Source organism: Methylobacter tundripaludum SV96 (assembly GCF_000190755.2).
Classification (GTDB): Bacteria; Pseudomonadota; Gammaproteobacteria; order Methylococcales; family Methylomonadaceae; genus Methylobacter_A; species Methylobacter_A tundripaludum.
The window spans coordinates 147,096-172,461 of sequence record NZ_JH109152.1 but is presented as its reverse complement, the minus strand read 5'-3'; the positions used below and the strand labels follow the sequence as shown (position 1 = coordinate 172,461).

The window sequence follows — 25,366 nt, the reverse complement described above, 5'->3', positions numbered from 1 at the left end:
ACGTATTGCTTCAAGCCATTTTTAATAGCTAACAAATACCAAAACCGGCGGCATAAGCACTTCAAATCTTATAAGCTCTAATGGTATATTGGCGATAGAAAACAATGCGTCCTTAAGAAGCGCAGACTTAATCAGGAGAGTTCTATAATGAATAATAAAGGCGTCGATCAGTCCAAACGCCAGTTTTTAACCTCGGCCTTGACCGTGGTTGGCGCAGTCGGCACAGGCTATTTAGCTGTTCCTTTTCTTGCTCAAATGCAGCCCAGTGCCAAAGCCATGGCGGCAGGCGCGCCTGTTGAAGTTGACATCAGCAAAATGGAACCCGGTCAATTAATCAGGGTCGCATGGCGAGGCAAACCGGTCTGGATACTCAACAGAACCCCACAGGTTCTTGAAACTCTAAAAACATTGGACAGTGAGTTAAGAGATCCTCTTTCTCAGGAATCGATACAACCGGAGTCCAGTAAAAACCCGGCACGTTCGATTAAACCGGAAGTGTTTGTTGCCGTGGGCTTATGCACCCACTTGGGCTGCTCACCTACGTTTCGTCCTGAAATAGCGCCTACCGATCTTGGCGACAAGTGGCACGGCGGATTTTTCTGTCCATGTCATGGCTCCTGGTTTGATCTGGCCGGCCGCGTTTATCGCGGAGTACCGGCGCCAACTAACTTGGAAATCCCCCCTTACCGCTATATTACCGATACTCAACTGATTATTGGTGAATCCGCAGAGGAAGCAAGCGCATGAAACCTAGCCGCATAACTGAATGTAACGAATGGATTTTGGCTCGTTTTCCGCTGACCAAACTCTGGAACGAGCACATGACGCATTATTATGCGCCTAAGAACTTCAATTTCTGGTATTTCTTCGGTTCACTGGCTTTACTGGTGTTGGTTAACCAGATCTTGACCGGTATTTTCCTGACCATGAATTACAAGCCGGATGCCAAACTGGCATTCGATTCCGTAGAATACATCATGCGCGATGTGAACTGGGGCTGGCTGATCCGCTACATGCACTCGACCGGTTCGTCGGCGTTTTTTATCGTTGTTTACCTGCACATGTTTAGAGGCTTGCTTTACGGTTCGTTCAAGCATCCCCGAGAGCTGGTCTGGATTTTCGGCATGCTGTTGTTCGTAGCCCTGATGGCCGAAGCGTTTATGGGCTATCTGTTGCCTTGGGGACAAATGTCCTACTGGGGCGCTCAGGTTATTATCTCGCTGTTCAGCGCCATTCCTGTGATCGGCGATGATTTGTCGCTCTGGGTCAGAGGCGACTATGTGGTTTCCGATGCGACCCTGAACCGATTCTTTGCCTTTCATGTTATTGCGGTGCCGCTAGCGTTGGTTATGCTGGTGTTCCTACATATCGTGGCCTTGCATGAAGTGGGCTCTAACAACCCGGACGGCATTGAAATCAAGGACTCCAAAGATCCCTGGGGACATCCTGTAGACGGCATTCCTTTTCACCCCTATTACACCGTCAAAGATTTGGTCGGCGTGGGCGTGTTTATGCTGTTTTTCGCCACGGTTATTTTTTACATGCCGGAAATGGGCGGTTACTTCCTTGAGCATGCAAACTTTATCCCTGCCGATCCGATGAAAACCCCGGAACATATTGCGCCAGTCTGGTATTTCACACCTTTCTATGCAATCTTGAGGGCGATTCCTGACAAATTTGCCGGGGTTATCGGCATGGGTGGAGCGATAGTCGTATTGTTCCTGTTACCTTGGCTGGATCGTAGTCCCGTCAAATCGATTCGTTACCGCGGCGGCATTTATAAAAAGGCTTTATTACTGTTTGTAATCAGTTTCCTGGCGCTGGGCTATTTGGGTACGCAACCGGCAACGCCGACGGCAACCATATTTGCGCGCATCTTCACCGCGATATACTTCGGCTTCTTCCTGTTAATGCCGCTGTATACACGGTGGGAAAAAACCAAGCCGGTGCCAAAACGCTTAACCCCAGTGCATAGTCTTGAGGAGCAATTGCCCGCGTTAATTGAGGAAATTACCGTATTAAAACCAGCAGCTACTGAAATTGGTCATACTGCTTTTAAAGGTTCTTCTTTTACCAGACAGCCTAATCCCGAAGGCATAAGAAACGTTATCAGTCGGTTTGTAAAAAAAGCAATAGGGAGTCTGGATTAATATGAAAAATTTAATAGCATCACTTTTATTGTTATTGCTGTCTTTTGGGGTTGCCGCCTCGGAAGGCATTGAGCTGCAAACAGCGAATATCGATCTTTCCAATAATGCTTCATTGCAACGGGGGGCGAAACACTTTGTCACTTATTGTCTTGGCTGCCATTCAATCAAGCATATTCGTTACCTACGTATTGCCCTTGATACGGATGTCGATCAAAAGAAGATGTTAAAAGACATTGCCCCTGAAGGAGCAAGCATCTATGACCAACTCCACAGCGCCATGAACAAGCACGATTCGGAAAAATGGTTTGGTACGCAACCGCCCGATTTGTCGTTAATTGCCAGATCGCGTGGTGCGGATTGGCTGTACAGCTATTTAAAAAGCTACTATATTGATCCCAAAAGCCCTAGAGGGGTAAACAACCTGATTTTCAAGGATACTGCTATGCCTAACCCGCTCTGGCAATTGCAAGGTGAGCAGCATGCAGAACATAAAAAAAATATATGGGGTGATGAATACACCAATTTAGTTATGAAAGAACCGGGTACATTGTCCACAGGAGAATTTGATATTTTCGTCAATGACTTGGTTAATTTCCTGGTGTATGTCGGTGAGCCTGTGCAGCTTGAAAGACAGCGTATCGGAAAATACGTGATATTTTACATTTTGATGTTTTTAGTTGTGGCTTACCTGCTGAAAAAAGAATACTGGAAAAAGATCCATTAATTCTTAAACGTGTAAAGCATAATTAGCGGAGCAATAAGATGAGCTGCCGAAGGTAGCTCATCGCTCCCACTTGAAATACCCTTTCAACACACCTCAGAACAGGCTTTACCCCTCAGCGTAGCCAACGCCCAACAACGGTAAATAAAAACCTCGCCAATCTGTTATAATACCTTTTTTTTACCGCCCTACACGTCTTAAAGAGGTTGTTATTCGTGACAAATATTAATACTCGTAAATCTGTAATGACGCTTTTCTCATCTCCAACATGCGCGATGAGCCACTGCGCCCGTTTTGTTTTGCACGAGAAAGGAGTTGTCGCAGACATAGAATATTATGACCCGACAGATCCACCTGAAGATTTACTTGAGTTAAATCCCAACGGCACGTCACCCACATTGATTGAACGCGATCTGGTTCTCTATGACTCGCGCATCATCATGGAATACCTGGACGAACGCTTTCCGCACCCCCCTTTACACCAAATGGATCCGGTTTCACGGGCCAATGCCAGAATGCTGATCAAGCGCATCGACCAGGACTGGTATCAGTTACTGGACGAAATTTTATTTTCCGGGGAGAAAAAATCTGCCCGTGCCAAGAAAATGCTCAGAGAGAGCATACTCTCTGCTGCGCCCATTTTTGCAGCCAGACCCTATTTTATGAGTGATGAATTTTCACTGATCGATTGCGTCATCGCGCCCTTGTTATGGCGCTTACCCAGCATAGGCATTGACGTGGCGACCCCGAATGAAGTGATCACTAATTATGCCCAACGCATATTCAACAGAGCCGCATTCAAGCGTAGCCTGAGCGAAGCTGAAAAAGAAATGATCGAGCCTTTAAAGTAAACCCTAGCCTTATGACTTCTCTAAAGCCCTATTTGATTCGTTCAATTTACGAATGGATTATTGATAACAACCTGACGCCGCATCTTCTCGTGGACGCCGAAGATACCAGTGCAATTTTACCGAAAGAATTTATTGAAGACGGCAAAATCGTTTTAAATATAAGACCGGAAGCGATACAGGGTCTGTCTCTCGGCAACCAGGAAATTGAATTCAATGCCCGGTTTAGCGGAAAACCCATGCACATTAGCACGCCGATAACCGCTGTGTTGGCAATCTATGCCAAAGAAAACGGTAAAGGCATGATCTTCGACCAGGAAGATAGCGATGGCGATGAGCCACCGCCGGTAAAGAAACCGGCCGCAAAACCAAATTTACGCATCGTAAAATAACGGTAATTTTTGCTATGTCCAGACCTTCTGAACATAGCAACCCCTTTGTCTTTTTCGGCGTACAAAGCGTAAACCTCGTAGACCTACTCACACTTTGCGAAAAACAAGCTTATTATTCTGTATCCATCTCGCTGTCCTTAACTTTTTGTTATCAGTTAATCTTTTTAGTTGTATAGTGAAAACTCTATCTGAAAAAGCAAGCCCTTTCGATAGCCCGTCAAACAGATAGCCTAACCCTTATCCTAAGAGGTGATCCATGAACTCACTACAACAATCCCTTATTTTATCTTTCTTCCTGACTGCTTTCTTAACATTGCCGGTGTCGGCAGCCGATACGGCAGCCGGAGAACAAAAAGCGGAGCCCTGTACCAGCTGCCATGGACAAAAAGGTAACAGCAGTAATGCGCAATGGCCCAACTTGGCGGCACAACAATCGACCTACCTGGCCAATCAGCTCAAAGCATTTAAGGCTGGAGATCGCATCAACCTTATGATGCAATCAATGACAGCCAACCTGAATAATGAAGACATCAATAACCTTGCCGCTTATTTTTCCAGCCAGAAGCCCGTTAAGGCCGGCGGCGATCCGGCATTGGCAAAATCAGGCGAATCCAAAGCCGCTATGTGCCTGGGATGCCATGGCTCCACGGCTCAAGGTAACGGCCAGTTCCCAAGGCTTGCAGGGCAACATCCCGAATACCTTGAGCAACAATTAAAAGCCTTCAAGGATGGTTCACGTAAAAGCGGGCCAATGCAAGCCATTATCGCCAACCTGTCCGAGGCAGATTTTAAAGCGTTAGCGACTTATTTTGGATCGCTATAACAACCATGTCCCCATAATGATAACCATAAAATATCTTTTACTTCCGGCAACCGTTTTAGCTTTAGCCATCTCCGGAGCGGCTATTGCAAAACAACCGAATGCTCACGATAACCCACACAATCAAAGCTCCCCCCTGATGCCCGCTTGTTGAACAGCAATAAGCAATCAAAAACAGGCGATAACCTTCGCGGCGGGGATAGAGCCGACGAAAGACAAGATATTAACCCATCCGGAGATCATGATAATTCGCGCAATACTGATGACAGGGAATTTCAGGGAGGGCAATCGCGACATCGGCGCTAACAAAAACCCTTGGATTCTGCTTTTAAAAAGGCGGTCACACCGCCTTTTTTATATCCGCGTTATTTTCAACTGCCCCACGCGGCAACAAATGCTTTATCATTAGCGCATTAAAAATTAAAACCCAAGGGCTACCTATAAAAATAATGAGCCACCATCCAGAAGCCACCCCTGACCGCAATTTATCCCTGATCTTCCTGTTTGCCGCGACCTTGTTTACCAGTGCGTCGCTGATGTTTGTGTTGCAACCCCTGTTCGGGAAGATTTTATTACCTTTGCTCGGTGGTTCCCCGGCAGTCTGGAACACCTGCATGGTGTTTTACCAGAGTATCTTGTTTCTCGGCTATCTATACGCACACTATCTATCTACACGCTACAGTCAGCACCGCCAAATCCAGATCCATACGGCGCTGATACTGATCAGTTTTCTGGCGCTGCCTTTGGCCTTGCCGGAAAACACCGTCCCGCCGACAGACAGCAACCCTACCTTCTGGCTGCTCTGGACGTTATTTCTCGCTATCGGCCTGCCTTTTTTCGTAGTGTCCACGACCGCGCCGCTGATTCAAAAATGGTTCGCCAATGTCGGCCACCATACCAGCCATGATCCTTATTATCTCTATGCGGCCAGCAACACCGGCAGCCTGATTGCGCTGCTGAGTTACCCGTTCCTGCTTGAACCCAATATCGGGCTGGCTAACCAAAAGAGTTACTGGAGCGTCGGCTACCTGATACTTTGCCTGCTGATTGCAGCTTGCGCTTTTGTGCTATGGAAAAGCAGACAAACATCCGAGCAGCAAGGGGACGATCAGGATACAACGGCCGACGAAAACAATCTCAGCCTTGCCACCCAATTACACTGGCTGGCGCTGGCCTTTGTACCCTCCAGCCTGCTGCTGGGCTTGACCAACTTCATCAGTACCGATATTGCCTCGGTGCCGTTGCTGTGGATTATCCCGTTGACGCTGTATTTATTGTCTTTTGTGATCGTCTTTTCCAAATGGAACGACAAAATTCATCCGCTAATGGTGAAGCTGCAACCGATATTCCTGTTGCCGTTTATCGCCTACGCGTTCATTAATCCGGCTGATTTGCCTTATTGGGCTTACCTGATTTTGCACCTGATCGCTTTTTTCTTTGCGGTGATGGTTTGTCACGGCGAGCTGGCTAAATTAAGGCCTCATACCCGGCATTTAACCACCTTCTACCTGATCATGTCCTTTGCGGGCATGTTAGGCGGCATGTTCAACACCTTTGTTGCACCGTTCGTGTTCAATGCCGTGTATGAATACCCGATCATGATTATTGCGGCCTTACTGCTGCGCCCCGGCCTGAAACTGTCATTGAACGCCGGATTGCTGTTGCAAATAATAGCCCCTGCCCTGCTGGTTATTGCCGGGATTATTGTTCATGCCACCGTCGCTGATTTACTCCAGTATTTCGACGCCATCGTCATCGGCCTGATAGGCTTAACCTTATTGACCTACCTGCTCAGAGCGCGGCCGGTCGGCTTCGCTTTAATGACAGGCGCCATTATTTTCCTTGCTCTCGGCTTGCATGGCCTGTCATCGCATACGCTGTACCAGGAACGCACCTTTTTTGGCGTGCTCGCCGTGCGTGAAGCCGTGCTGACCGATGAACAAGGCAAGCCTGAAAGCTATCATGAACTGTTCCACGGCACGACCAAACACGGAGCGCAACGTCTGGCAGCAAACTTAAGCCAAATACCGTTGACCTATTACAGCCGTCCGGGGCCGATGGGCCAACTGTTCAAGGAATACGACAACAGCGACCAAACCTGGAATATCGGCGTAGTCGGATTGGGCGCGGGCGCTTTAGCCTGTTATGCCAAAGACCAACAAAACTGGACGCTGTACGAAATCGATCCGCTGGTGATAGACATTGCCGGCAACCCCGCCTATTTCAGCTACCTGAGCCAATGCGCTCACAACGCAGCAATGAGGGTCGGCGACGCCCGTTTATCACTGGAAAAAGAGCCTGATCAGCACTTTGATTTATTAGTCATGGATGCGTTCAGTTCCGACTCGGTACCGACCCACCTGCTGACCAAGGAAGCGCTGGAGCTATATTTCAAAAAACTCAAACCGGGCGGCATACTGGCATTCCACATGACCAACCGCCATCTGTCGCTGAAAAAAGTATTATCGATTAATGCGGAAGCCCTGCACTTGGCCTCATTGATTCAGGAGTTCAAACCGCAACAGGAAGTCCCGCTGGTGGTTGCGACTGATTGGGTGGTTATGGCAAAGCAGGCCGAAACGCTGGAACCATTGCGCCTGAGCCGTCTCGGCAACTGGCAAAAAATGCCCTTATATTTTGATATGAAGCCCTGGACTGACGACTTCACCAATATTGTCAGCATTTGGAAATAGGGAGGCTTCAAAGTTCACGAGCTTTATGAACCGGACGGGCATATTGCCCCGTCTGAAACGTTTTGCGTTGGGTAACTTAGCTCAGACACCGTAAAACGTTAGGGACGGGATTGCAAACCCCGTCCCGCTTGAGTATCTGATCTGGTGGCAGGATAACTGCGGCCAAATCCGAAATCTACCGTCCTATTGAAACATCGTAATGTTGGGCATAAAAAGCATGCCCAACCGACAAGACTAAGGTAAACAATATCTTTACCTTAATTTTTACGGTCGCTTAATTTTAAATACCCGGTTTTGGTAATCAATGACAAAGCCGTCAGGAAGAATTTCTTTCAGTAGCATTGCGTCTTTTATTTGCTGCCCTGGCTTATATTTGACCATATCAATCATAATAAAGCGTTCTTCAGGATCCTGTGAGTAGACAAATACATTGATAGTAAATTTCGGTAGCGTCTGGCGAAATTCGAAAGGCAAATCACTTAACAAAGGAATACCTTTTATCGCAGGTATTGTTTCGGGCTCATCCGATCCAACATTGGCAACAGGAGCTATTACCGGAGTGGTTTGTATCTGTAACTCGGAGTTGTTGGTAATAGCAGGTTGCTTAATGGTGTCAGCCGCCGTTTTTTTTGTGGTAACCGGTAACGGAGCCGGTTCAGGCTTTTCTTTATCGATCAACTCCGCAATAGAGGTTATTTCGGATTCCGCTTTTTGTGCCGGTCTTTTCGACTGAGTGGATTTAGCAATTACTTTAGGTTCAAGCTTTACGTCTTGTGCCGACAGCGAGGGAGAAATAGTTGGCGCTCTCGCATCAGGCGGCGTCGACATTAAATTATTTCGAACAAACCAAACGCTGCCGGCAATAACCAATACATTAGCGATAAGAAGAAAAACTAATAGTTTCGTTGTATTACTGCGGTTTTGTGGCGGCTGAGGAAGAAGGATTTTGTCAGTTACATTCTCAGCCTGACTAGCCTGTCTTTCCTGTTCTGATTTACGCAAGGCATTTAGAATAAAAGACATAATTAATCGGTTATTTCTAAGTGAGGAAGATTAAGTGCCTGAGCTATATTTTTAAGATGGAACATAGTCTTTTCGCCCACCTTGCCGTCTTCCGGTAATTGGTGCTGATGCTGAAAATCCATAACGCGAGCGACTAACCTGTCATCATAAAAACGTGGCTGCTCTACGGCTTCAGTTTTCCTGTCAATACTATTTAACAGATGTCGTAACCATAACACAGACTCCGATGTCTCGCGGGGACGTATCACTTTGCCATCAGGGGTTGGCGGCGGTTCCAGTATTAAATAATAGCCATCCCAATACTTTAATGCATCCGCTACCGGAAAAGTCACATTATCTTTAAAATGAATCACGGATTGATTTTGCCCGAATCCGGTAAGCAAGGCATAGAACTTTTCTTCACCTGCCAATGAGAACTCCAGAATAGCCGGATGATTAATTGCCAGCATGTCTTTCCAGTTGGCTTTGCCAAATGCACAGCGCAGTCCTGTTGTTTCTACGTAATGACAATCCACCTGATTACTCTCAGGAATAGACTTATCCCAGAGTTTCAGCGTGCCGATTAACGCAGCATTTAACGAATAATCGGGATTATTGATCCAGTCATGAAACGTTTTTATTTTAACGACAGCAGCGGTGTTAAACGTTTCAATAAGAAGCGGTTCTTTTTGAACCGGCTGCAGGAGTTGGCTGATGATTTCAGGTTTTGTCTGGATGGCAGGATAGGTTGTTGTAAAATTAATTGCAGTTTGATGACTCGCCTTGGGCCAAACCATTCGAAAATAAATACCTGCGGCAATACAGCCCAAAAACAGCAGGCCGAATAATGCGCTCAGGTACGGGAATTTTTTATCGGTAAAAGCCAGCGTTTCATGGGCAGCAGCACTAACGATTGCCGGTGTAATAACATGAGTGTTGGTTGAGTAGGCGCCAAGCAAAGCGCGATCGCAGAGGATATTAATCATTCTGGGTATGCCGGAAGAAAGCTGGTAAATTTTGCGAATCGCGCTTTCTTTAAAAATGTCCGGGCGACCGTTACAAACAGTCAGGCGGTGGCGGATATAAGCCCGGGTTTCATTGAGCGATAACGGCAACAAGTGATAGCGGGCGGTAATGCGCTGATTTAACTGACGCAAATCCTGTCGTTTAAGCGATTCTTTTAATTCAGGCTGGCCGACCAGAATAATTTGCAATAATTTTGTTTTGTTGGTTTCCAGATTGGTCAACAGACGAATTTGTTCCAGCACTTCCATGCTTAAATTCTGCGCCTCATCGATTAATAAAACCGTACGTCTGCCGTTGGCGTGGCTGGTGAGCAGGTGCTGGTTTAAAAGATCAATCAGGTTTTTTAACGAATGCTGAGTTTTGTCATAGCGAATACCCAGTTCATCGCAGATAGTAGCCAATAATTCGACCGCATTAAGCTTTGGATTCAATATCAAAGCAATATCTATGTTTTCCGGTATTTTTTGCAAAAGACAGTGACAGAGAGTTGTCTTGCCGGTACCGACTTCGCCGGTTAAAGCGACAAAGCCCCCGCCAAAATTAATGCCGTAAAGCAGATGAGCCAAACCCTCCTGATGACGCGGACTCATATAAACAAAGTGCGGATCAGTCGCTATGGAAAACGGCAATTCACTAAAATGGAAATATTGGTTATACAAGGTTATGAGGTTCTTCAGTTAAGAAAAATTAAAAATTATTGTTATCTACAGCATGCGAGGCCATTCCGCTAGGTCGTAGACTCAGTCAAGTAGAGCAGATAAATCATATAATTTCTATCAGTACAAATACCTGTTTATCTGTAAAAACACTTATACCATTCAACAAAACTCCTAACCCCATCTTCCAGCAACGTGGCAGGTTTATAACCCAAATCATGCACTAAATCCGAAACATCGGCATAAGTATCGAGTACATCTCCGGGTTGTATAGGCAGCAAGTTCTTTATTGCCTCTTTACCCAAACATTTTTCCAGCGTTTCAATGAACGTTAACAAATGCACGGGATTATTACTGCCGATATTATACAAACGATAAGGGGCAAAGCTGGTCCCCGGGTCGGGATTGTCCCCCACCCAGTCTGCATTAGCTTGTGCCGGTTTATCAATAACCCGGATGACGCCCTCTACTATGTCATCTATATAAGTGAAATCGCGGCGATGATTACCGTAATTAAACACATCAATCGGCTTCCCTTCAATGATATTACGGGCAAACTTGATCGGCGACATATCCGGCCGTCCCCAGGGGCCGTAAACGGTAAAAAACCGCAAGCCGGTGGTCGGCAGCTTATAAAGATGGCTATAAGTGTGAGCCATTAATTCATTGGCTTTTTTACTGGCCGCATAAAGGGAAACAGGATGATCGACATTGTCATGGATAGAAAACGGCATTTTGGTATTCGCCCCATAAACCGAGCTGGAAGAAGCGTAGGCTAAATGCTCGACGGCACACAGCCTGCACCCTTCGAGTATATTGATGAATCCAACTATATTCGAATCGATATAGGCATGAGGATGGGTGATGGAATACCTTACACCGGCTTGAGCCGCCAGGTGCATGACTCTTTGAAATTTTTCACGGGCAAAAAGCTCGTCTACTGCGGCTCTATCGGCAATATCAAGCTTGATAAACTTAAAACGGTCATAGCCCCGCAGCCGTTCCAAGCGTGCCAGCTTCAAATTGACATCGTAATAATCGTTAAGGTTGTCTATTCCGACAACCTCGTCGCCCCGTTCCAGCAGCTTCAGGCTAAGGCTTGAACCTATAAAGCCGGCAGCTCCTGTTACTAATATCTTCAACGTCCTTTCTCCATTTCCAGAAATATTGACTACTGTATCTATATATAGCCGGGTAGGTTGGTAATTTTATTTCATACACGTTCCTAAAAAACCAGTTGGCATTGTACAAGTATCTGTAGGATAAGGAACTCAACTTCTTCAATCAATAAAGGCTATTCGGAACGCTACCCCGTATGGGTGTCGGTTCGAGATTGTCCCTGAATAGTCGCTACAATCCGTCTGCTGCCGCCCTGATTGCGGTGCTCGCACAGGTAAATGCCTTGCCAGATGCCCAAGTTAAGCTTGCCTTTGGTAATGGGAATGGTGCAACTGGAACCCAGCAGCGCATTTTTTATATGGGCTGGCATGTCGTCTTCGCCTTCATAGCCATGCTTATAATAAGGCGCGCCTTCCGGCACAAATCGATTAAAGTGGCTTTCCATATCCTGGCGCACCGTCGGATCGGCATTCTCATTAACCGTCAACGATGCCGATGTATGCTTGATAAAGAGGTGTAGCAACCCGCACTGTACCGCGGCCAATTCCGGAATAGCACTCAGGATTTCACCGGTGATCAGATGGAATCCCCTGCTTTTTGCTGATAATGAAAACTCTTTTTGTACCCACATTAACAAAACCTGCTGTATGGCTTGAGATGCCGCGTCAAGCGGCACGTTGAAGAAGAAACCTTTGGGTTGTTCACTTAATGGTTCAATGACCTTGCCAGACGATGCAAAGCTTCACTGCCGTGATTGAACAGCGGCCAGCCGTCGCCAGTCAAAACGGCCTTAATATCAGGCAACTCGGCAATGCGTTTGACCGATTGAATGGCCTTGTTTTTATCAGTCAGCTTTGCGTCCGGCAACATGCACAATTCACCGCCGATATGGCAACGGATTAAATCGCCGGTTATCAGCGTGCTGTGCTCCAAAAGCAGCGCCAATTCTCCCGGCGTTTTAGAGCCGTTAAGCTGATAGGCAATCAAGCCGGGAACGATTTCTTCGTGATCGTGAAGCCAGCGGGTGCATGCCAACGGAAACGTTTCTTCCTCGGCTGCCGGGCCGTAGATCGCCGCGCCGGTAACCTCGGCGATATGCTCGGCATCGCGGCAGTGGTCGCTATTGGTAATGACGATAAATCTTACCCCGCCCAGGCTTTGCAAGTGGCTGTGATCATGTTCGGACATCGGCAAAGGGTCGATTAAAACGTTACCATCGTCGCGCACCCACAGCACACTATGAAAATCCAGATTGCGCTCCCGATTAAATTCCGACCAGCCGAACAGGTCCTTTCTGTGTAATTGTTTCATTGCTAACCCCCTGAATTAATAATTTTACACCCTGTCTTACGATCCTCTGTGTATATTGCCGCTATTAATCGATTCCATCAATCCGGCAGTTCATAGATTGTGTCTATTGTTCAAAAATATCAAGCTAAAAGGCAAAACCAAGCCCTGCGACAGCCAAAATATCCGCTGAAGTTGTAATACTCGTAGTCTTACCTAGGTTTTTTTGTATAATCAAATTCATTTCCCAATTGTTATCCAGCAATGCAGACTCCCTTTAAAACCATCGGCATCATAGGAAAACCCAGCGATCCCAGCATCGCCGCGACTTTAACCGCCCTGCATGCTTTTTTAAAGCTACACCAATATACCGTCATTGTCGCGAAAGACAGCGCTCATTTTATTGATAATCCGTCCGTTAAATCCTGCACGATAGACACAATGGGTCAGCATTGCGACCTAGTTATCGCCGTTGGCGGCGACGGCACCTTTCTTTCGGCCGCCCGCGCCATCGTCGAAGATGATATTCCGTTGATCGGCATCAACTTGGGCAGACTGGGTTTTCTGGTGGACATATCGCCCAACGAGCTGTCCGATAAGCTACAGCACATCCTTAAAGGCCATTACACAGAGGAAAAACGCTATTTATTGCGTACCAAAATCATCCGTGACGGGCAAATTATCCACGAAGAAACCGCCGTCAATGAAGTGGTCGTGCATCGCTGGGTAACGCCCAGCATGATAGAGATCATCACCAAGATTGATAATGTATTTTTAAACTCGCAGCGCTCCGACGGCCTGATTATTTCCACACCGACCGGGTCGACCGCTTATTCCCTGTCCGCCGGCGGACCGATTTTGCATCCTGCGTTAAACGCGCTGGTCTTGGTGCCGCTTAATCCCCATACCTTGTCGAATCGGCCTATCGTGATCAACGATTCGGCCGAAATTGAAATAAGTTTTTGCCAGACCAAACAAATCAACGCCTTGGTGACTTGCGATCATATTGAAATTCCGAAGGTGTTAATCAGCGACAAAATTTTAATTAAAAAAGAACCGAAACCCATTAGAATTTTGCACCCGGAAGGCCATGATTTCTTCTATATACTCAGGAATAAATTAAACTGGAGCAGTGGTTACCACACCGACAATCATGCTATTAAACCTTAATATCATCGACCTCGCCGTCGTTAAATCATTAGACCTCGACCTGGAAAAAGGCATGTCGGTGCTGACCGGCGAAACCGGAGCCGGTAAGTCTATTTTATTAACCGCCTTGGGGCTGGCGCTGGGCGACCGGGCCGATTCCGGCTACGTGCGCCCGAATAGCAAACGCGCCGAAATTAACCTGGAATTCGATTTGGCCGACGCGCCTCAAGCGCAGCAATGGCTAAAGGACAATGAACTGGATACCGAGCAGCAATGCCTGATCCGGCGCATTGTTAATCATGACGGCCGCTCCAAAGCGTATATCAACAACCGTCCGGTCACCTTGCAGGCCTTGCAGGAACTCAGCGAAAAGCTGGTCGAAATTCACGGTCAACACGCGCATTTGACCCTGCTCAATGCCGACGAGCAACGTCGCCTGCTGGATGCCTACGCAAAAAACCAACCGCTGCTGGACAGTGTCAACGCCTGTTACCGGCAATGGCATCAAACCAGTAAAGAACTGGCAAACCTGATTAAATCGAGCGTCGATCAAACCGAACGCGAAGAATTGCTACGCTACCAAATTGAAGAATTGCAACAGCTGGATTTGGCCAACTTCAGCTACGCCGAGCTTTCCGAAGAGCACGGCAAACTGGCCAATCTGGGGCAAATTTTAAGCACCGGTCAAGAACAGGTCGATATGCTGTATGAGAACGACCGGCAATCGGTCAATCAAATGCTGAACCACTGTCTCAGCGAGTTAAGCCATATTGCCCAATTCGCGCCCGAATTGAACGAAATCTGCACCATGCTCTCCGAAGCGCAGATTCAGGTTGAAGAGGCATCCCTGCAATTGCGCCGCTTTCTCGAATCGCAAGAGGCCGATCCGCACCGTCTGGAAGCGCTGGAAAACCAGATCGGCATTATCCAAAGCCTGAGCCGCAAACATCACGTTACCCCGGATGAACTGCCGGAACTGGTCGGAAAACTTGAGCAGGAACTCGACGGACTGGCACACAGCAGCGAGCGTATCGAAGCCTTAACGGCAACTGTCGAACAATTACTGGCCCAATACCACCAGTTGGCCGCGCACCTGTCCGGACAACGCAAGCTTAGCGGCAAGAAACTGCAACAAAAAATTTCAGCAATGATCAAGGAACTAGGCATGCCGCAAGGCGAGTTTCTGGTCGACATAGGCGCACTGGATAGCGCTACGCCCAAATTGAACGGTAAAGATAAAATCGAATTTCTGGTCAGCGCCAATCCCGGCCTGCCAGCAAAACCACTGGCTAAAGTGGCTTCCGGCGGCGAACTGTCGCGCATCAGCCTGGCTATTCAGGTCACCACATCCAGTGATAAAACCACCCCGACCATGATTTTTGATGAGGTAGACTCAGGCATAGGAGGAGGCATTGCCGAAATCGTCGGACAAAAACTGCGCAGCTTAAGCCATAACAGGCAAGTCATGTGCGTCACCCACCTTCCACAAGTCGCTGCACAAGCGCATCACCATCTCTACGTTGAAAAAAACAACCAAACCGATATTACTTCTTCCAACGTCCGGTTACTGGAAACGGAAGAGCGCATAGAAGAGATTGCCAGAATGCTCGGCGGCGTCAATATCACCGCCAACACGCTGGCACATGCCAAAGAAATGTTGTTTCAATCAGCTCCCGGCACACAGCCGGAACGCACAATTACAGGAAACTAAAACCTATGAACAGATTTCCAGCAGAATGGGAAAAACAATCCGCCGTATTAATCGCATGGCCGCATAAAACCGGCGACTTTCGCAACCTTGATGCCGTTGAGCAATCCTACAGCGTCATTAGCGACACCATCAGCCAATACCAAAAACTGCTTATCGTTTGCAGGGATGACAGTCATCAGCAACATATCCAAACCTTAATAAGCAAGACCGACAACATCGACTTCATTCACGCTCCTGTGAATGACATCTGGGTCAGGGATACCGTTTTTCTTACCGTCGAAAAAGACGGCGTCCCTATGCACATGAACTTTCATTTTAACGGCTGGGGCGAAAAATACTCGCACCAAAGCGACAACGCGCTTAATCACAAATTGCTCAACGTCAAGCCCTTTAAAGGCGCAAGTCACACTGATATAGATTTCATTCTGGAAGGCGGCAGCGTCGAAAGCGACGGCATAGACACCCTCCTGACCACCAAACAATGTTTATTAAATCCGAACCGGAACAAAGGCCTGAGCCAACAGGAAATAGAACAGCAATTGCTCCAATACTTGGGCGCAAAACGGGTATTCTGGCTGGACCAGGAAAACCTGAGCGGCGACGATACCGATGCCCACATCGATACCCTGGCGCGCTTTTGCTCCGCCGACACCATCGCCTACACCAGCTGCGACGACCCCGAAGACCCGCACTACAACAGCCTGAAATTCATGGAAACACAACTCCAGACGCTTAGAACCCAGGATGGAGACGTCTATCATCTGATACCGTTGCCGCTGCCGAAACCGATTCATGATGAGGACGGGCAACAACTCCCGGCCAATTATTCCAACTTCCTGATCATCAATCGCGCCGTAATGGTGCCGGTTTACGGCGACCCGATGGATGCGATTGCGCTGGAACGTTTGGCCGGTTGTTTTCCCGATCGCAAGATTATCGGCGTTCCGTGCCAGCCCCTGGTGCATCAATACGGCAGCCTGCATTGCATGACCATGCAGTTTCCTGAGGGGGCGTTGAGGGCTGTCGGTTAATATTCGACACTTTTGCAACCTTGAGCGGGACGCGGTGTCATGTCAGGCTATCCTGCCTGACAACCTTCGGGTGAATGCAAATCTGTTCCAGACAGATTTGTCAAGCCGCGTCTCGCATATGGCGGATAATCAATGGCAACTTCGTGGACCCATTAATCGAGCTGAAGCCTTTTATGAATATCAAAAATCAGTCCCGCCTCTTCATGCCGACCATTAATCGTATTATCGTGCTTGTCTTTGTCCTGCTCAGCATCGGTTGCGCGAGAACCTATCAGGCCAGATATGTTGAAACGTCCCACTTCCTGGACGATTATTCGCTGCTTAAAGACGGCGAAGATGGCGATGCTTTATTAAGTTTCTGGAAAGACGGCACTAACTGGGCCGGTTATAAAAAAATTATTTTGGAACCCGTCATTACCAGCAAACTGCCCGATTCCGATCTCAACGACATGACCCACGCCGAGAACCACAGACTTAAAGAACTGTTTGAATACCGGATGCGGGAAGCCTTAAAGAAGAATTTTAAACTGGTCGCTCATCCCGGACCGGAGACATTACGCGTACAATTTGCCCTCACCGATGCCGAATCATCGATACTGCTGCTGGATTTATATACGGCCGTCTACCCTTCGGCTCGCGCCTTGTCCCTGCTTAAAATGTTGGCGACAGGCACTGAATCTTATGTCGGCCAAGCCAGTGTCGAGGGAAAAATCACCGATTCGCAAACCGGTGAATTACTGATGGCTTCAGCGGACTGCCGGGCAGGCGGGAAAACCTTACTGGGTTCTTTCGACAGCTGGGATGATGTTGAGCAAGCTTACCAATACTGGGCAAGTCAATTAAACTACCAACTTTGTACCAAACAGGGACATACTGATTGCCCTGAGCCTGAATAACGATAGCCAACCAAAACCCGTATTTCTAACCGGAACCCACACACCATGACCATTAATCACCCGCTTATTTTCTTGTTCGCACTGACGTTCGCATTACCCGCCCAGGCCGAAATCTACAAATGGACCGATGCCGGTGGAAAATCGCATTTCTCCGGATCGAAACCCGCTGATCCGACAGCCATAGAAAATCGTGACGACCTTAAAGCCAAATCGCAGCAACCGATTCCGGCCAATAACATGGCTCAAGCAGCAGCGCCGAAAGTCGATCTTTACGTCACCAGCTGGTGTCCTTATTGTAAAAAAGCCATGGCCTTTCTGCGCGAGAGCAACATTGCCTTTAATACCTACGATATTGAACAAGACCTTGACGCCGCAACGCGCAAAAAGACGCTTGATCCGGGTTATGGCGGTATCCCGCTGGCGGTCATTAATGGCACCGCCATCCGTGGTTTTAGCGCCAGCACCTATAAAGAAGCTTTAGCGAAATAAACCGATCTATGAATAAAACGTGGTTCGGGATATTTTTTTCGGCACTGATTTGGTCGGGTACATATCCTAAGGATTACCTGACTTGGGTGCTTGAAACGGCGCCTGCAATGATTGCCTTGGTCGTGCTTATAGCGACGCGCCGGAAATTCCGCTTAACGGGTTTGGCTTATAGCTTGATCCTGATCCACAGCCTTATTTTAATGGTCGGCGGACATTACACTTACGCGGAAGTCCCGCTGTTCGACTGGCTAAAGGACGCATTTAATTTAGACCGCAATAATTACGATAAACTCGGCCATTTCGCCCAAGGCTTTATCCCCGCCATCATCGCCAGGGAAATCCTCATCAGGAATCATGTGGTGGAAAGCATCAAATGGCTTAATTTTTTCGTCATCTGCATCTGTCTGGCAATCAGCGCCGTTTATGAGCTGATTGAATGGTGGGTTGCGCTGTTAAGCAAGGAAGCCGCCGACGCTTTTTTAGGCACTCAAGGCTATATCTGGGATACGCAGTCGGACATGGCTTATGCGCTACTGGGTGCGATGATGGCACTGGCACTGTTAAGCCGTATTCATGACCGATACATTAGCAAGTTGATGCTGGAGCCGGTTCAGCCCACTTCTTAGCTCCCTCGCTTTCGCGGAAGCGGACGCAGTTTTGTTATTTCCTTTCGCTAAATCGTTATAAAATAACGTCCATCAGAAACCACCCCACACGATCATCATGAAATCAACATTAACCGTTAGCGCTGTCCAGCAGCCCTGCGATGAAGACAGACAGACCAACCTTGATTTTTCCATCGCAAAAATCCATGAAGCCGCCGCTAACAATGCCGATTTGGTAGTGTTGCCAGAGCTTCATCTGGGGCCGTATTTTTGTCAGAGCGAAGATTATAATAATTATAATCTTGCCCAGCCTATTCCGGGCCCGACCACTGAAATCCTGTCTGGCGTGGCGAAAGAGCTCGGCATCGTCATCGTCTCGACCATCTTCGAAAAACGAGCGCCGGGGCTTTATCACAATACCGCCGTTGTTTTCGATAAGGACGGCAGTATTGCCGGTAAGTACCGGAAAATGCATATCCCCGATGATCCGGGGTTTTATGAAAAATATTATTTCACGCCCGGCGATTTGGGTTTTAAGCCCATCGAAACGTCTATCGGCAAATTAGGCGTATTGGTTTGCTGGGACCAATGGTACCCGGAAGCCGCCAGATTGATGGCTTTGGCAGGCGCTGAACTGTTGATTTACCCGACTGCGATAGGCTGGGACCCGGAAGATTCCCCCGAAGAACAGCAACGCCAGCTGGATGCCTGGATTACCATTCAACGCTCGCATGCGGTCGCCAACGGCATTCCGGTCATTTCCTGCAACCGTATCGGCTTTGAGCTGGCGCCGAATTCGACTACCGGCATTAATTTCTGGGGCAATAGTTTTATAGCAGGGCCGCAAGGGGACATCATCACCAGCGCCAATGATTCGGAAACAAAACTCCTAAGCTGCACGATTGATAAAGCAAGAGCTGAACGCGTCAGGCAAGTATGGCCGTTCCTGCGCGACCGTCGAATTGATGAATACGGCGATTTGACCCGACGCTTTATCGATTAAAGCGCTGTCGTTATTCATCCGCCAAAAATAAAAAATAGAACGCTGATGACGCTGATAATTATGATTAAATAAGGCTAATGCAATCATTGCGCGATTCAACTTTCGCCTTTCAATCTGTGTTCATCATCTTCATCTGCGTCGCCTAAAGGCACCTACTTTTGGCATCCGCGTTCCATTGTATTTAATGGCGCTAAATAGTTACCGGAAATTTAATCGTTGAGGCGCTATGCATACATCAGACAGTTCGGATGTTTTTAATCAAATACACATTGATGTTGCACGTAATGCAACGGACGATTTCAACTTGTTTCACGATAGAAACAGGTGGCTGCGCATCAATCACAATCCGTTCAAAGGCCCTATTGCACTAGGATTTCAACTGGAATCATTGATTGAACACAAAGTTTTTCTTTATCGCCAGCACCATAATGAAAATGCGCTTATTAGCGATAAAAACCTGCGTTTTAGCAACTACCAGTTTTCTTTTGTTAATGCAGTCAAACCCGGACAGGTGGTATCGGTCGATATAAAAAAATCGCAACTAAAAGAAGACCCGGAGACGATTCTCAGCAACAGAATTACGGTTAAATCGGGCGGCGCATTGGCTTTGCTGGGCTACAAAAAAGAATCCAAGTTTGCTTTATTTCTGACCAACCCGGATGTTCCGCAGTTTGGCGCCCTCAACCAGCATCCCGACCGGTCTTTTATATCCGGTAGCAGTTTTTTCCTGAAACGAAAATTCATTACGACCAGCAATGCAAAAAACTTTTTGTGCGGTTCCCTGGTCGATCAGGATGCTTTTTTCGACCCCTTTAAAAATAAAGCGGTGTTCCCTGAAATATTCCCGTGTAGTCTTATATCCAGCGCCTTGTTGGAAAAGGCGGTTATAGAAAAGCATGATTTCGAGCGCAACCCGCTGGTGTATATGTCGCATAAAATCAGCATTGACCGTACCTACCTTGCGCAACTGAAATCCGGCGATGCGCTGTATATACTGATCAGGCAAATCCCCCCGGAATCGAGGAAAGAAGGCATAGGCCACGCCATAGATTCGCCCTATCACTATGAATGTTACGGGCTGATGGAAGATAAAACGATTCTTTACCGGGCATTGATCTCTCTCGCTCCTCTGGAGCAAATACTGAACTCGCTGAAGTAATAAGCCATGCATGAATTAAAATATTTAATCGGCTATTCTGAAAACGTGACCAGCCAGGTACGCCTGCTGATCAGTAAAGATAAACTGGGCGAGACGCTGTTGAAAAAATACCCGGTTACTCACACGATCAGGACGGATAAGGCGCTTTATGCTTATACCGTTGACATGAAGAATGCTTTGCTTAAACAGTCCCAGCCGCTTAGCAAGGTGATTTACGACGATAAGATTAAGGATCTTCATCATGCCTTGGGTTTGCATACCTTTATTTCCAGAGTACAGGGCGACAAACACAAGGCCAAAAATGAAATCAGGGTAGCCTCGCTGTTCAAAAATGTGCCGCTGGAATTTTTAAGGATGATCGTCGTGCATGAACTGGCGCATTTAAAGGAGAAGGATCATAACAAGGCGTTTTACAAGCTGTGTGAGCACATGGAGCCGTCTTATCACCAGTTCGAGCTGGATATGAGGCTGTATCTGACTCATATGGATTTATTCGGCAGGCTCTACTGATGGATTGGCAAGCCATTGTCCAACACATTGAGTCGGCAACCCGGCAGCCTTTTAAGTTGCTCAAAGCCCAGCCGCTGTCGGGCGGCGATATTAATGCGGCTTACCGGTTACAGGCCGAAAATGTCAGTTTTTTTGTCAAGCTGAACACGCCTGAACGGCTTGCCATGTTTGAGGCCGAAGCCGCAGGCTTGCAAGCCTTGGCGCATACTCAAGCCATCCGTGTGCCGAAGTTTATTGTTTGCGGACAAACCACTGACCATGCTTTTTTGGTGCTTGAATATATCGACTTACATAACCTGAATAGCCGTTCCGAACAGTTGCTGGGGCAACAACTTGCACAGCTGCATCGGCATAAACAGGCCTATTTCGGTTGGCACCGCAACAACACCATCGGCAGTACTATACAAATCAACGGCCGCTATCACGACTGGATTACATTCTGGCAAGAGCAACGTCTAGGACATCAATTAACACTGGCTGCGGCCAAGGGCTATGGCGGTCGCTTACAAACCCTGGGCGAAAAACTCCGTACAAATTTAAAGCCGTTATTTTCCGGCTATCAACCGCAACCGGCTTTGGTGCATGGCGACTTATGGGGCGGCAATGTTGCGGCGGATGAACAGGGCAATCCGGTCATTTATGACCCGGCCTGCTACTTTGGCGACCGGGAAACGGATCTGGCGATGACCGGATTATTCGGCGGTTTCAGCCCGGCATTTTATCAGGCTTATCAAGCCGTTTATCCGCTAGATCCGGGTTATACACGCAGAAAAACGCTGTACAACTTATACCATATACTCAATCACCTGAACCTGTTCGGGCCAAGCTATCTGCATCAGGCGGAGAATATGCTCGATAAGTTATTAGCTGATCTATAACCCCTCATTATGCCGACTAGACAGGGTCTTTAACTTTTAGCGTTTTTATCGGCATAAAATCCCGAAAAAGGTCCCATTTTTTGTATAAAAGCTGCATAATCAAGCCTTTTATATTGCGGCTGAGTTTCGATGTCCATCAATCTAACAGTACAGCAAATTTTTTCCTGGGCGACACGGTTATCTGCCCAGCAGGATTACCAGGCATTAACGTATAAATTTCTAGAGCTCCTTGTTGAGATTCCATGGATTGATAGTGCCGTCGTTTATGAAATTTATAATCACGAAAGAAAAAAATCGGGAGAAACAAGTATTGTTCGTGAACTATTAATCAGACGATTTCCCTTGGACTTCACCAGGAATAATGAAGACCATAACGACCTGCTTGCCGGACTGGATCATACGACAGACTTGAATCTCAGCGCTCCGGATGAATCCGGTTTTCATGCGTGGGCTATTTTTTTTGTTCGAGGGAGCGGCGGCCCTGAACGCGCTATTCATCTGGAAGGCGCGTTCGACCGGGAAATGCTTGAATTACTTGACCGTTTGCGAGGAGTCTATCGAAATCTGGTGATATTACATGATACCAAGGAACGGGACGTGTTAACCAAATTGCCTAATCGGCAGTCGCTAGACGCTCGCTTATTACAAGTTTGCGAACATTACAGAGACCATCAAATTATTGATACAAAAGAGGAAAAAAGCTCATGGATTGCTATACTGGATATAGACCATTTCAAACGCGTTAATGACGATTTCGGGCATTTGTATGGGGACGAGGTGTTGCTGATATTTAGTCAATTGATGGAAAAATGCTTTCGTTACAATGATTTTTTGTTCCGTTTTGGCGGCGAAGAATTTGTTGTTATCCTGAATTTAGCCAGCCAGGAAACAGCGGTAAATGTGTTTAACCGTTTCCGGGAAGCAGTCGCCAATTACAACTTCCCAACTGTCGGCCGAGTCACTGTCAGTATTGGCTTAACCCATGTCGACGGCATATCCATGCCCACGACACAATTGGATCATGCCGATAAAGCGCTTTATCATGCCAAAGACACGGGCAGAAACAGGATAATTTTGTATGAAGACATGTCCGTTCTGGTTCGGGATAACGACCACAGTGAAACTGAGTTGTTTTAAAAGCCCTCGCTGTCATCGTCTTCATCAAGCTAACATCCAATAAATCAGCCCGTACCACGGGCAACGTCATTCAACTTCAACAAACACATATCCATGAGGAACCGCTAATGGCCGATATAAAATCCCCAACCGTTTCAAATCCCGGCGTATTAATCCCGGTCAATCCCGCCATTGAAAATTATATGCACGGCTTACTGCGACACACCGATCATCCGGTGCTAACCGAGATGGAAGCGCTGGCGCACAAAAACAACTTCCCCATCATTGGCCGTTTGGTGGGCGTCTTTATTGAAGCGCAGGCTAAAATGATCAATGCTGAACGGGTGTTTGAGTTTGGCAGCGGTTACGGTTATTCAGCCTATTGGTTTGCCCGAGCGGTTGGCTCAAAAGGCCAGGTCATTTGCACCGATGCCGATTTTCTCAACCAGGAAAAAGCCGAGCAATATCTCAGCAATGCCGGTTTGTGGGATAGAATCGATTTCCGGGCCGGCATGGCTCAGGAAGTTTTTGCCCAGACAGAAGGATTATTCGACATCTGCTATAACGATGTCGATAAGGGCGATTATCCTGCCATTTGGCTGATGGCTAAAGACAGGATTCGCCCCGGCGGACTTTATATTGCCGATAATGTGCTTTGGCGCGGCCGGGTGGCGGTAGAAAATCCTACCGACATTTTTCCCGGCTGGACTGAGGCAATTATTGAACACAATGAACTCATTTTTAATGACCCTGAGTTTGACACCTTCATCAACCCGACCCGTGATGGGGTGATCGTCGCGAGGAAAAAGACCGCATAAAAAAAGATACTCCTTCTTTATAAATAGCATTATGCTATTGCTTTAAATCAATGAGTCATGAGGATTCACTATGCCCTATACCAAAGATATTGTAGAAGAACTGAACATTCTTGTTCGCTACAACCTGGCCACCACTCAAGAAGGTATCAAGATACATAAAACCGCTTCACCGGAAACAATCGCCGCCACCCACCGACTATTTGAAAAAGGCTTGGTATCGCAAGATGACGGCGGCTATTTGACCAATCTTGGCATTGAAACTGCTAAACAGGCCCAAACGGTTCTCGATATACTCACGCCGGCTTAAAATCGTTTTAAAAAATCTGTTACGGTTATATTAAACCGTAGGCAATAAAAAAGGCTTAGCGATGTCATCGCTAAGCCTTTTTTGCTATGACCCAATTATCAATCAAGCGGCCAGTTCAACCGCTGCTCTCAACTTTTTCATCGCGTTTTGTTCCAATTGCCTGATCCTCTCAGCGGACACATTGTAACGCTCGGCAAGCTCATGCAATGTCGCTTTTTTGTCCATCAACCAGCGGCTTGAAAGAATATCCAGGCTGCGCTCATCCAGCTCCGCCATCGCATCTGCCAATAAATCCTGCTCATGGCCTTCCCAATCCGAATTTTCAAGCAGTACCGCAGGATCACCGCCGTGCTGATGGAGGTAACTGGCCGGGGCAACATAACTTTCTTCCGTTGATTCATCGACCGGCATATCAAACGACATATCCCTGCTGCCCAGACGTTTTTCCATTTCGTAAACGGTACTCACATCCACATCAAGGTCTTTGGCAATCGCCACCGCTTCGTCATTGGACAACCAGCCTAAATCCTGCTTGGATTTACGCAGGTTAAAAAACAGTTTGCGCTGCGCCTTGGTGGTAGCAACTTTTACGATGCCCCAGTTCTTAATCACATACTCGTGAATTTCAGCCTTAATCCAGTGGACGGCGAAAGAAACCAAACGCACACCAACATCAGGGTCAAACCGTTTAACGGCTTTCATCAATCCGATATTACCTTCCTGAATAATATCCGGCATAGACAAGCCATATCCACTGTAGCCTCTGGCAACGTGAATCACAAAACGCAAATTGGTCATAACCAATTCGCGTGCGGCTTCCAAATCGCCATCATCCCTGAATTTTAAGGCTAACTCGCGTTCCTGTTCTACTGTCAATTTAGGCATTTGCCTGACGACATTTAGATAGGCGTCAAATGTTCCGACTGATAAATTAATAGGTAAAGCTAATGCGTTACTCATTGCGACTCCCATGTAAAAAA

The 25,366-nt window shown here is 47.3% G+C and carries 26 protein-coding genes; 20 read left to right on the top strand and 6 right to left on the bottom strand.

Annotated elements, in window-relative coordinates:
- Positions 1-147: 147 nt before the first annotated feature.
- The 7 genes from petA to METTU_RS00815 all read left to right on the top strand — a co-directional run bounded on the left by petA (position 148) and on the right by METTU_RS00815 (position 7,624).
- A complete protein-coding gene (gene petA, locus METTU_RS00845) occupies positions 148-747 on the top strand; it encodes a ubiquinol-cytochrome c reductase iron-sulfur subunit (RefSeq protein ID WP_006889398.1) in 600 nt (199 codons plus the stop codon).
- Positions 744-2,150, top strand: a complete 1,407-nt coding sequence (locus METTU_RS00840; protein WP_006889397.1) for a cytochrome b — start codon at positions 744-746, stop codon at positions 2,148-2,150. Before petA ends, METTU_RS00840 begins: the two co-directional genes overlap by 4 nt.
- A 1-nt stretch (position 2,151) precedes the next feature.
- Positions 2,152-2,874 (top strand): cytochrome c1, encoded by a 723-nt coding sequence (locus tag METTU_RS00835; RefSeq protein ID WP_006889396.1) that lies wholly within the window; start codon positions 2,152-2,154, stop codon positions 2,872-2,874.
- A 242-nt stretch (positions 2,875-3,116) separates the two neighbouring features.
- The gene (locus METTU_RS00830; RefSeq protein WP_027149673.1) at positions 3,117-3,722 is read left to right on the top strand and encodes a glutathione S-transferase N-terminal domain-containing protein; all 606 of its coding nucleotides are present in this window, start codon (positions 3,117-3,119) and stop codon (positions 3,720-3,722) included.
- Positions 3,723-3,733: 11 nt separating this feature from the next.
- On the top strand, positions 3,734-4,111 hold the full coding sequence (locus METTU_RS00825; RefSeq protein ID WP_006889394.1) for a ClpXP protease specificity-enhancing factor: 378 nt from the start codon (positions 3,734-3,736) through the stop codon (positions 4,109-4,111).
- A gap of 256 nt (positions 4,112-4,367) precedes the next feature.
- Positions 4,368-4,934 carry a c-type cytochrome gene (locus METTU_RS00820; protein WP_006889393.1) on the top strand — a complete coding sequence of 189 codons (567 nt, stop codon included), beginning with the start codon at positions 4,368-4,370 and terminating at the stop codon, positions 4,932-4,934.
- Between the two features lie 446 nt (positions 4,935-5,380).
- Positions 5,381-7,624: a fused MFS/spermidine synthase gene (locus tag METTU_RS00815; protein WP_006889392.1), complete on the top strand. Its 2,244-nt coding sequence runs from the start codon at positions 5,381-5,383 to the stop codon at positions 7,622-7,624.
- 264 nt (positions 7,625-7,888) lie between these two features.
- On the opposite strand, the gene METTU_RS00810 is transcribed toward METTU_RS00815, so the two are convergent.
- The 5 genes from METTU_RS00810 to METTU_RS00790 all read right to left on the bottom strand — a co-directional run bounded on the left by METTU_RS00810 (position 7,889) and on the right by METTU_RS00790 (position 12,738).
- On the bottom strand, positions 7,889-8,647 hold the full coding sequence (locus tag METTU_RS00810; RefSeq protein WP_006889391.1) for a general secretion pathway protein GspB: 759 nt from the start codon (positions 8,645-8,647) through the stop codon (positions 7,889-7,891).
- 2 nt (positions 8,648-8,649) lie between these two features.
- Entirely contained in the window at positions 8,650-10,311 is a 1,662-nt protein-coding gene (locus METTU_RS00805; protein ID WP_006889390.1) for an ExeA family protein, read from the bottom strand.
- Between the two features lie 134 nt (positions 10,312-10,445).
- Positions 10,446-11,450, bottom strand: coding sequence for an NAD-dependent epimerase (locus METTU_RS00800; protein WP_006889389.1), 1,005 nt, complete (start codon positions 11,448-11,450; stop codon positions 10,446-10,448).
- Positions 11,451-11,614: 164 nt separating this feature from the next.
- Positions 11,615-12,058, bottom strand: coding sequence for a secondary thiamine-phosphate synthase enzyme YjbQ (locus METTU_RS00795; RefSeq protein ID WP_006889388.1), 444 nt, complete (start codon positions 12,056-12,058; stop codon positions 11,615-11,617).
- Between the two features lie 74 nt (positions 12,059-12,132).
- Positions 12,133-12,738 carry an MBL fold metallo-hydrolase gene (locus METTU_RS00790; RefSeq protein WP_006889387.1) on the bottom strand — a complete coding sequence of 202 codons (606 nt, stop codon included), beginning with the start codon at positions 12,736-12,738 and terminating at the stop codon, positions 12,133-12,135.
- Between the two features lie 240 nt (positions 12,739-12,978).
- On the opposite strand from METTU_RS00790, the gene METTU_RS00785 reads away from it, so the two are divergent.
- From METTU_RS00785 to METTU_RS00725, 13 genes are all read left to right on the top strand, one after another.
- Positions 12,979-13,884 (top strand): NAD(+) kinase, encoded by a 906-nt coding sequence (locus METTU_RS00785; protein WP_006889386.1) that lies wholly within the window; start codon positions 12,979-12,981, stop codon positions 13,882-13,884.
- Positions 13,868-15,574: a DNA repair protein RecN gene (gene recN / locus METTU_RS00780; RefSeq protein WP_006889385.1), complete on the top strand. Its 1,707-nt coding sequence runs from the start codon at positions 13,868-13,870 to the stop codon at positions 15,572-15,574. Before METTU_RS00785 ends, recN begins: the two co-directional genes overlap by 17 nt.
- 5 nt (positions 15,575-15,579) lie before the next feature.
- Positions 15,580-16,605: an agmatine deiminase family protein gene (locus METTU_RS00775; RefSeq protein ID WP_006889384.1), complete on the top strand. Its 1,026-nt coding sequence runs from the start codon at positions 15,580-15,582 to the stop codon at positions 16,603-16,605.
- Between the two features lie 173 nt (positions 16,606-16,778).
- Positions 16,779-17,501, top strand: a complete 723-nt coding sequence (locus METTU_RS00770) for a DUF3313 domain-containing protein (RefSeq protein ID WP_254257791.1) — start codon at positions 16,779-16,781, stop codon at positions 17,499-17,501.
- A 45-nt stretch (positions 17,502-17,546) separates the two neighbouring features.
- Positions 17,547-17,990 (top strand): glutaredoxin domain-containing protein, encoded by a 444-nt coding sequence (locus tag METTU_RS21495; protein ID WP_006889382.1) that lies wholly within the window; start codon positions 17,547-17,549, stop codon positions 17,988-17,990.
- A gap of 8 nt (positions 17,991-17,998) precedes the next feature.
- Positions 17,999-18,616: a DUF2238 domain-containing protein gene (locus METTU_RS00760; protein ID WP_006889381.1), complete on the top strand. Its 618-nt coding sequence runs from the start codon at positions 17,999-18,001 to the stop codon at positions 18,614-18,616.
- 97 nt (positions 18,617-18,713) lie between these two features.
- Positions 18,714-19,598: a carbon-nitrogen hydrolase gene (locus METTU_RS00755; protein ID WP_006889380.1), complete on the top strand. Its 885-nt coding sequence runs from the start codon at positions 18,714-18,716 to the stop codon at positions 19,596-19,598.
- A 226-nt stretch (positions 19,599-19,824) separates the two neighbouring features.
- On the top strand, positions 19,825-20,757 hold the full coding sequence (locus METTU_RS00750) for a hypothetical protein (RefSeq protein WP_006889379.1): 933 nt from the start codon (positions 19,825-19,827) through the stop codon (positions 20,755-20,757).
- A 6-nt stretch (positions 20,758-20,763) separates the two neighbouring features.
- Positions 20,764-21,267, top strand: coding sequence for a YgjP-like metallopeptidase domain-containing protein (locus METTU_RS00745; RefSeq protein WP_006889378.1), 504 nt, complete (start codon positions 20,764-20,766; stop codon positions 21,265-21,267).
- Entirely contained in the window at positions 21,267-22,145 is an 879-nt protein-coding gene (locus METTU_RS00740) for a fructosamine kinase family protein (RefSeq protein WP_006889377.1), read from the top strand. The genes METTU_RS00745 and METTU_RS00740 overlap by 1 nt, the downstream gene beginning before the upstream one ends.
- A 129-nt stretch (positions 22,146-22,274) precedes the next feature.
- Positions 22,275-23,282, top strand: coding sequence for a GGDEF domain-containing protein (locus tag METTU_RS00735; protein WP_006889376.1), 1,008 nt, complete (start codon positions 22,275-22,277; stop codon positions 23,280-23,282).
- A 107-nt stretch (positions 23,283-23,389) separates the two neighbouring features.
- Entirely contained in the window at positions 23,390-24,079 is a 690-nt protein-coding gene (locus METTU_RS00730) for an O-methyltransferase (protein ID WP_006889375.1), read from the top strand.
- 70 nt (positions 24,080-24,149) lie between these two features.
- Positions 24,150-24,386 (top strand): TIGR02647 family protein, encoded by a 237-nt coding sequence (locus METTU_RS00725; RefSeq protein ID WP_006889374.1) that lies wholly within the window; start codon positions 24,150-24,152, stop codon positions 24,384-24,386.
- A gap of 102 nt (positions 24,387-24,488) precedes the next feature.
- On the opposite strand, the gene rpoH is transcribed toward METTU_RS00725, so the two are convergent.
- Positions 24,489-25,346 carry an RNA polymerase sigma factor RpoH gene (rpoH, locus tag METTU_RS00720; RefSeq protein ID WP_006889373.1) on the bottom strand — a complete coding sequence of 286 codons (858 nt, stop codon included), beginning with the start codon at positions 25,344-25,346 and terminating at the stop codon, positions 24,489-24,491.
- Between the last annotated feature and the right edge of the window lie 20 nt (positions 25,347-25,366).

Bases quoted from the DNA above. Each gene is read 5' to 3' on its own strand.
- petA (WP_006889398.1), top strand. From the start codon at position 148: ATGAATAATAAAGGCGTCGATCAGTCCAAACGCCAGTTTTTAACCTCG.
- METTU_RS00840 (WP_006889397.1), top strand. From the start codon at position 744: ATGAAACCTAGCCGCATAACTGAATGTAACGAATGGATTTTGGCTCGT.
- METTU_RS00835 (WP_006889396.1), top strand. From the start codon at position 2,152: ATGAAAAATTTAATAGCATCACTTTTATTGTTATTGCTGTCTTTTGGG.
- METTU_RS00830 (WP_027149673.1), top strand. From the start codon at position 3,117: ATGACGCTTTTCTCATCTCCAACATGCGCGATGAGCCACTGCGCCCGT.
- METTU_RS00825 (WP_006889394.1), top strand. From the start codon at position 3,734: ATGACTTCTCTAAAGCCCTATTTGATTCGTTCAATTTACGAATGGATT.
- METTU_RS00820 (WP_006889393.1), top strand. From the start codon at position 4,368: ATGAACTCACTACAACAATCCCTTATTTTATCTTTCTTCCTGACTGCT.
- METTU_RS00815 (WP_006889392.1), top strand. From the start codon at position 5,381: ATGAGCCACCATCCAGAAGCCACCCCTGACCGCAATTTATCCCTGATC.
- METTU_RS00810 (WP_006889391.1), bottom strand. From the start codon at position 8,647: ATGTCTTTTATTCTAAATGCCTTGCGTAAATCAGAACAGGAAAGACAG.
- METTU_RS00795 (WP_006889388.1), bottom strand. From the start codon at position 12,058: ATGTGGGTACAAAAAGAGTTTTCATTATCAGCAAAAAGCAGGGGATTC.
- METTU_RS00790 (WP_006889387.1), bottom strand. From the start codon at position 12,738: ATGAAACAATTACACAGAAAGGACCTGTTCGGCTGGTCGGAATTTAAT.
- METTU_RS00785 (WP_006889386.1), top strand. From the start codon at position 12,979: ATGCAGACTCCCTTTAAAACCATCGGCATCATAGGAAAACCCAGCGAT.
- recN (WP_006889385.1), top strand. From the start codon at position 13,868: ATGCTATTAAACCTTAATATCATCGACCTCGCCGTCGTTAAATCATTA.
- METTU_RS00775 (WP_006889384.1), top strand. From the start codon at position 15,580: ATGAACAGATTTCCAGCAGAATGGGAAAAACAATCCGCCGTATTAATC.
- METTU_RS00770 (WP_254257791.1), top strand. From the start codon at position 16,779: ATGAATATCAAAAATCAGTCCCGCCTCTTCATGCCGACCATTAATCGT.
- METTU_RS21495 (WP_006889382.1), top strand. From the start codon at position 17,547: ATGACCATTAATCACCCGCTTATTTTCTTGTTCGCACTGACGTTCGCA.
- METTU_RS00760 (WP_006889381.1), top strand. From the start codon at position 17,999: ATGAATAAAACGTGGTTCGGGATATTTTTTTCGGCACTGATTTGGTCG.
- METTU_RS00755 (WP_006889380.1), top strand. From the start codon at position 18,714: ATGAAATCAACATTAACCGTTAGCGCTGTCCAGCAGCCCTGCGATGAA.
- METTU_RS00750 (WP_006889379.1), top strand. From the start codon at position 19,825: ATGCATACATCAGACAGTTCGGATGTTTTTAATCAAATACACATTGAT.
- METTU_RS00745 (WP_006889378.1), top strand. From the start codon at position 20,764: ATGCATGAATTAAAATATTTAATCGGCTATTCTGAAAACGTGACCAGC.
- METTU_RS00740 (WP_006889377.1), top strand. From the start codon at position 21,267: ATGGATTGGCAAGCCATTGTCCAACACATTGAGTCGGCAACCCGGCAG.
- METTU_RS00735 (WP_006889376.1), top strand. From the start codon at position 22,275: ATGTCCATCAATCTAACAGTACAGCAAATTTTTTCCTGGGCGACACGG.
- METTU_RS00730 (WP_006889375.1), top strand. From the start codon at position 23,390: ATGGCCGATATAAAATCCCCAACCGTTTCAAATCCCGGCGTATTAATC.
- METTU_RS00725 (WP_006889374.1), top strand. From the start codon at position 24,150: ATGCCCTATACCAAAGATATTGTAGAAGAACTGAACATTCTTGTTCGC.
- rpoH (WP_006889373.1), bottom strand. From the start codon at position 25,346: ATGAGTAACGCATTAGCTTTACCTATTAATTTATCAGTCGGAACATTT.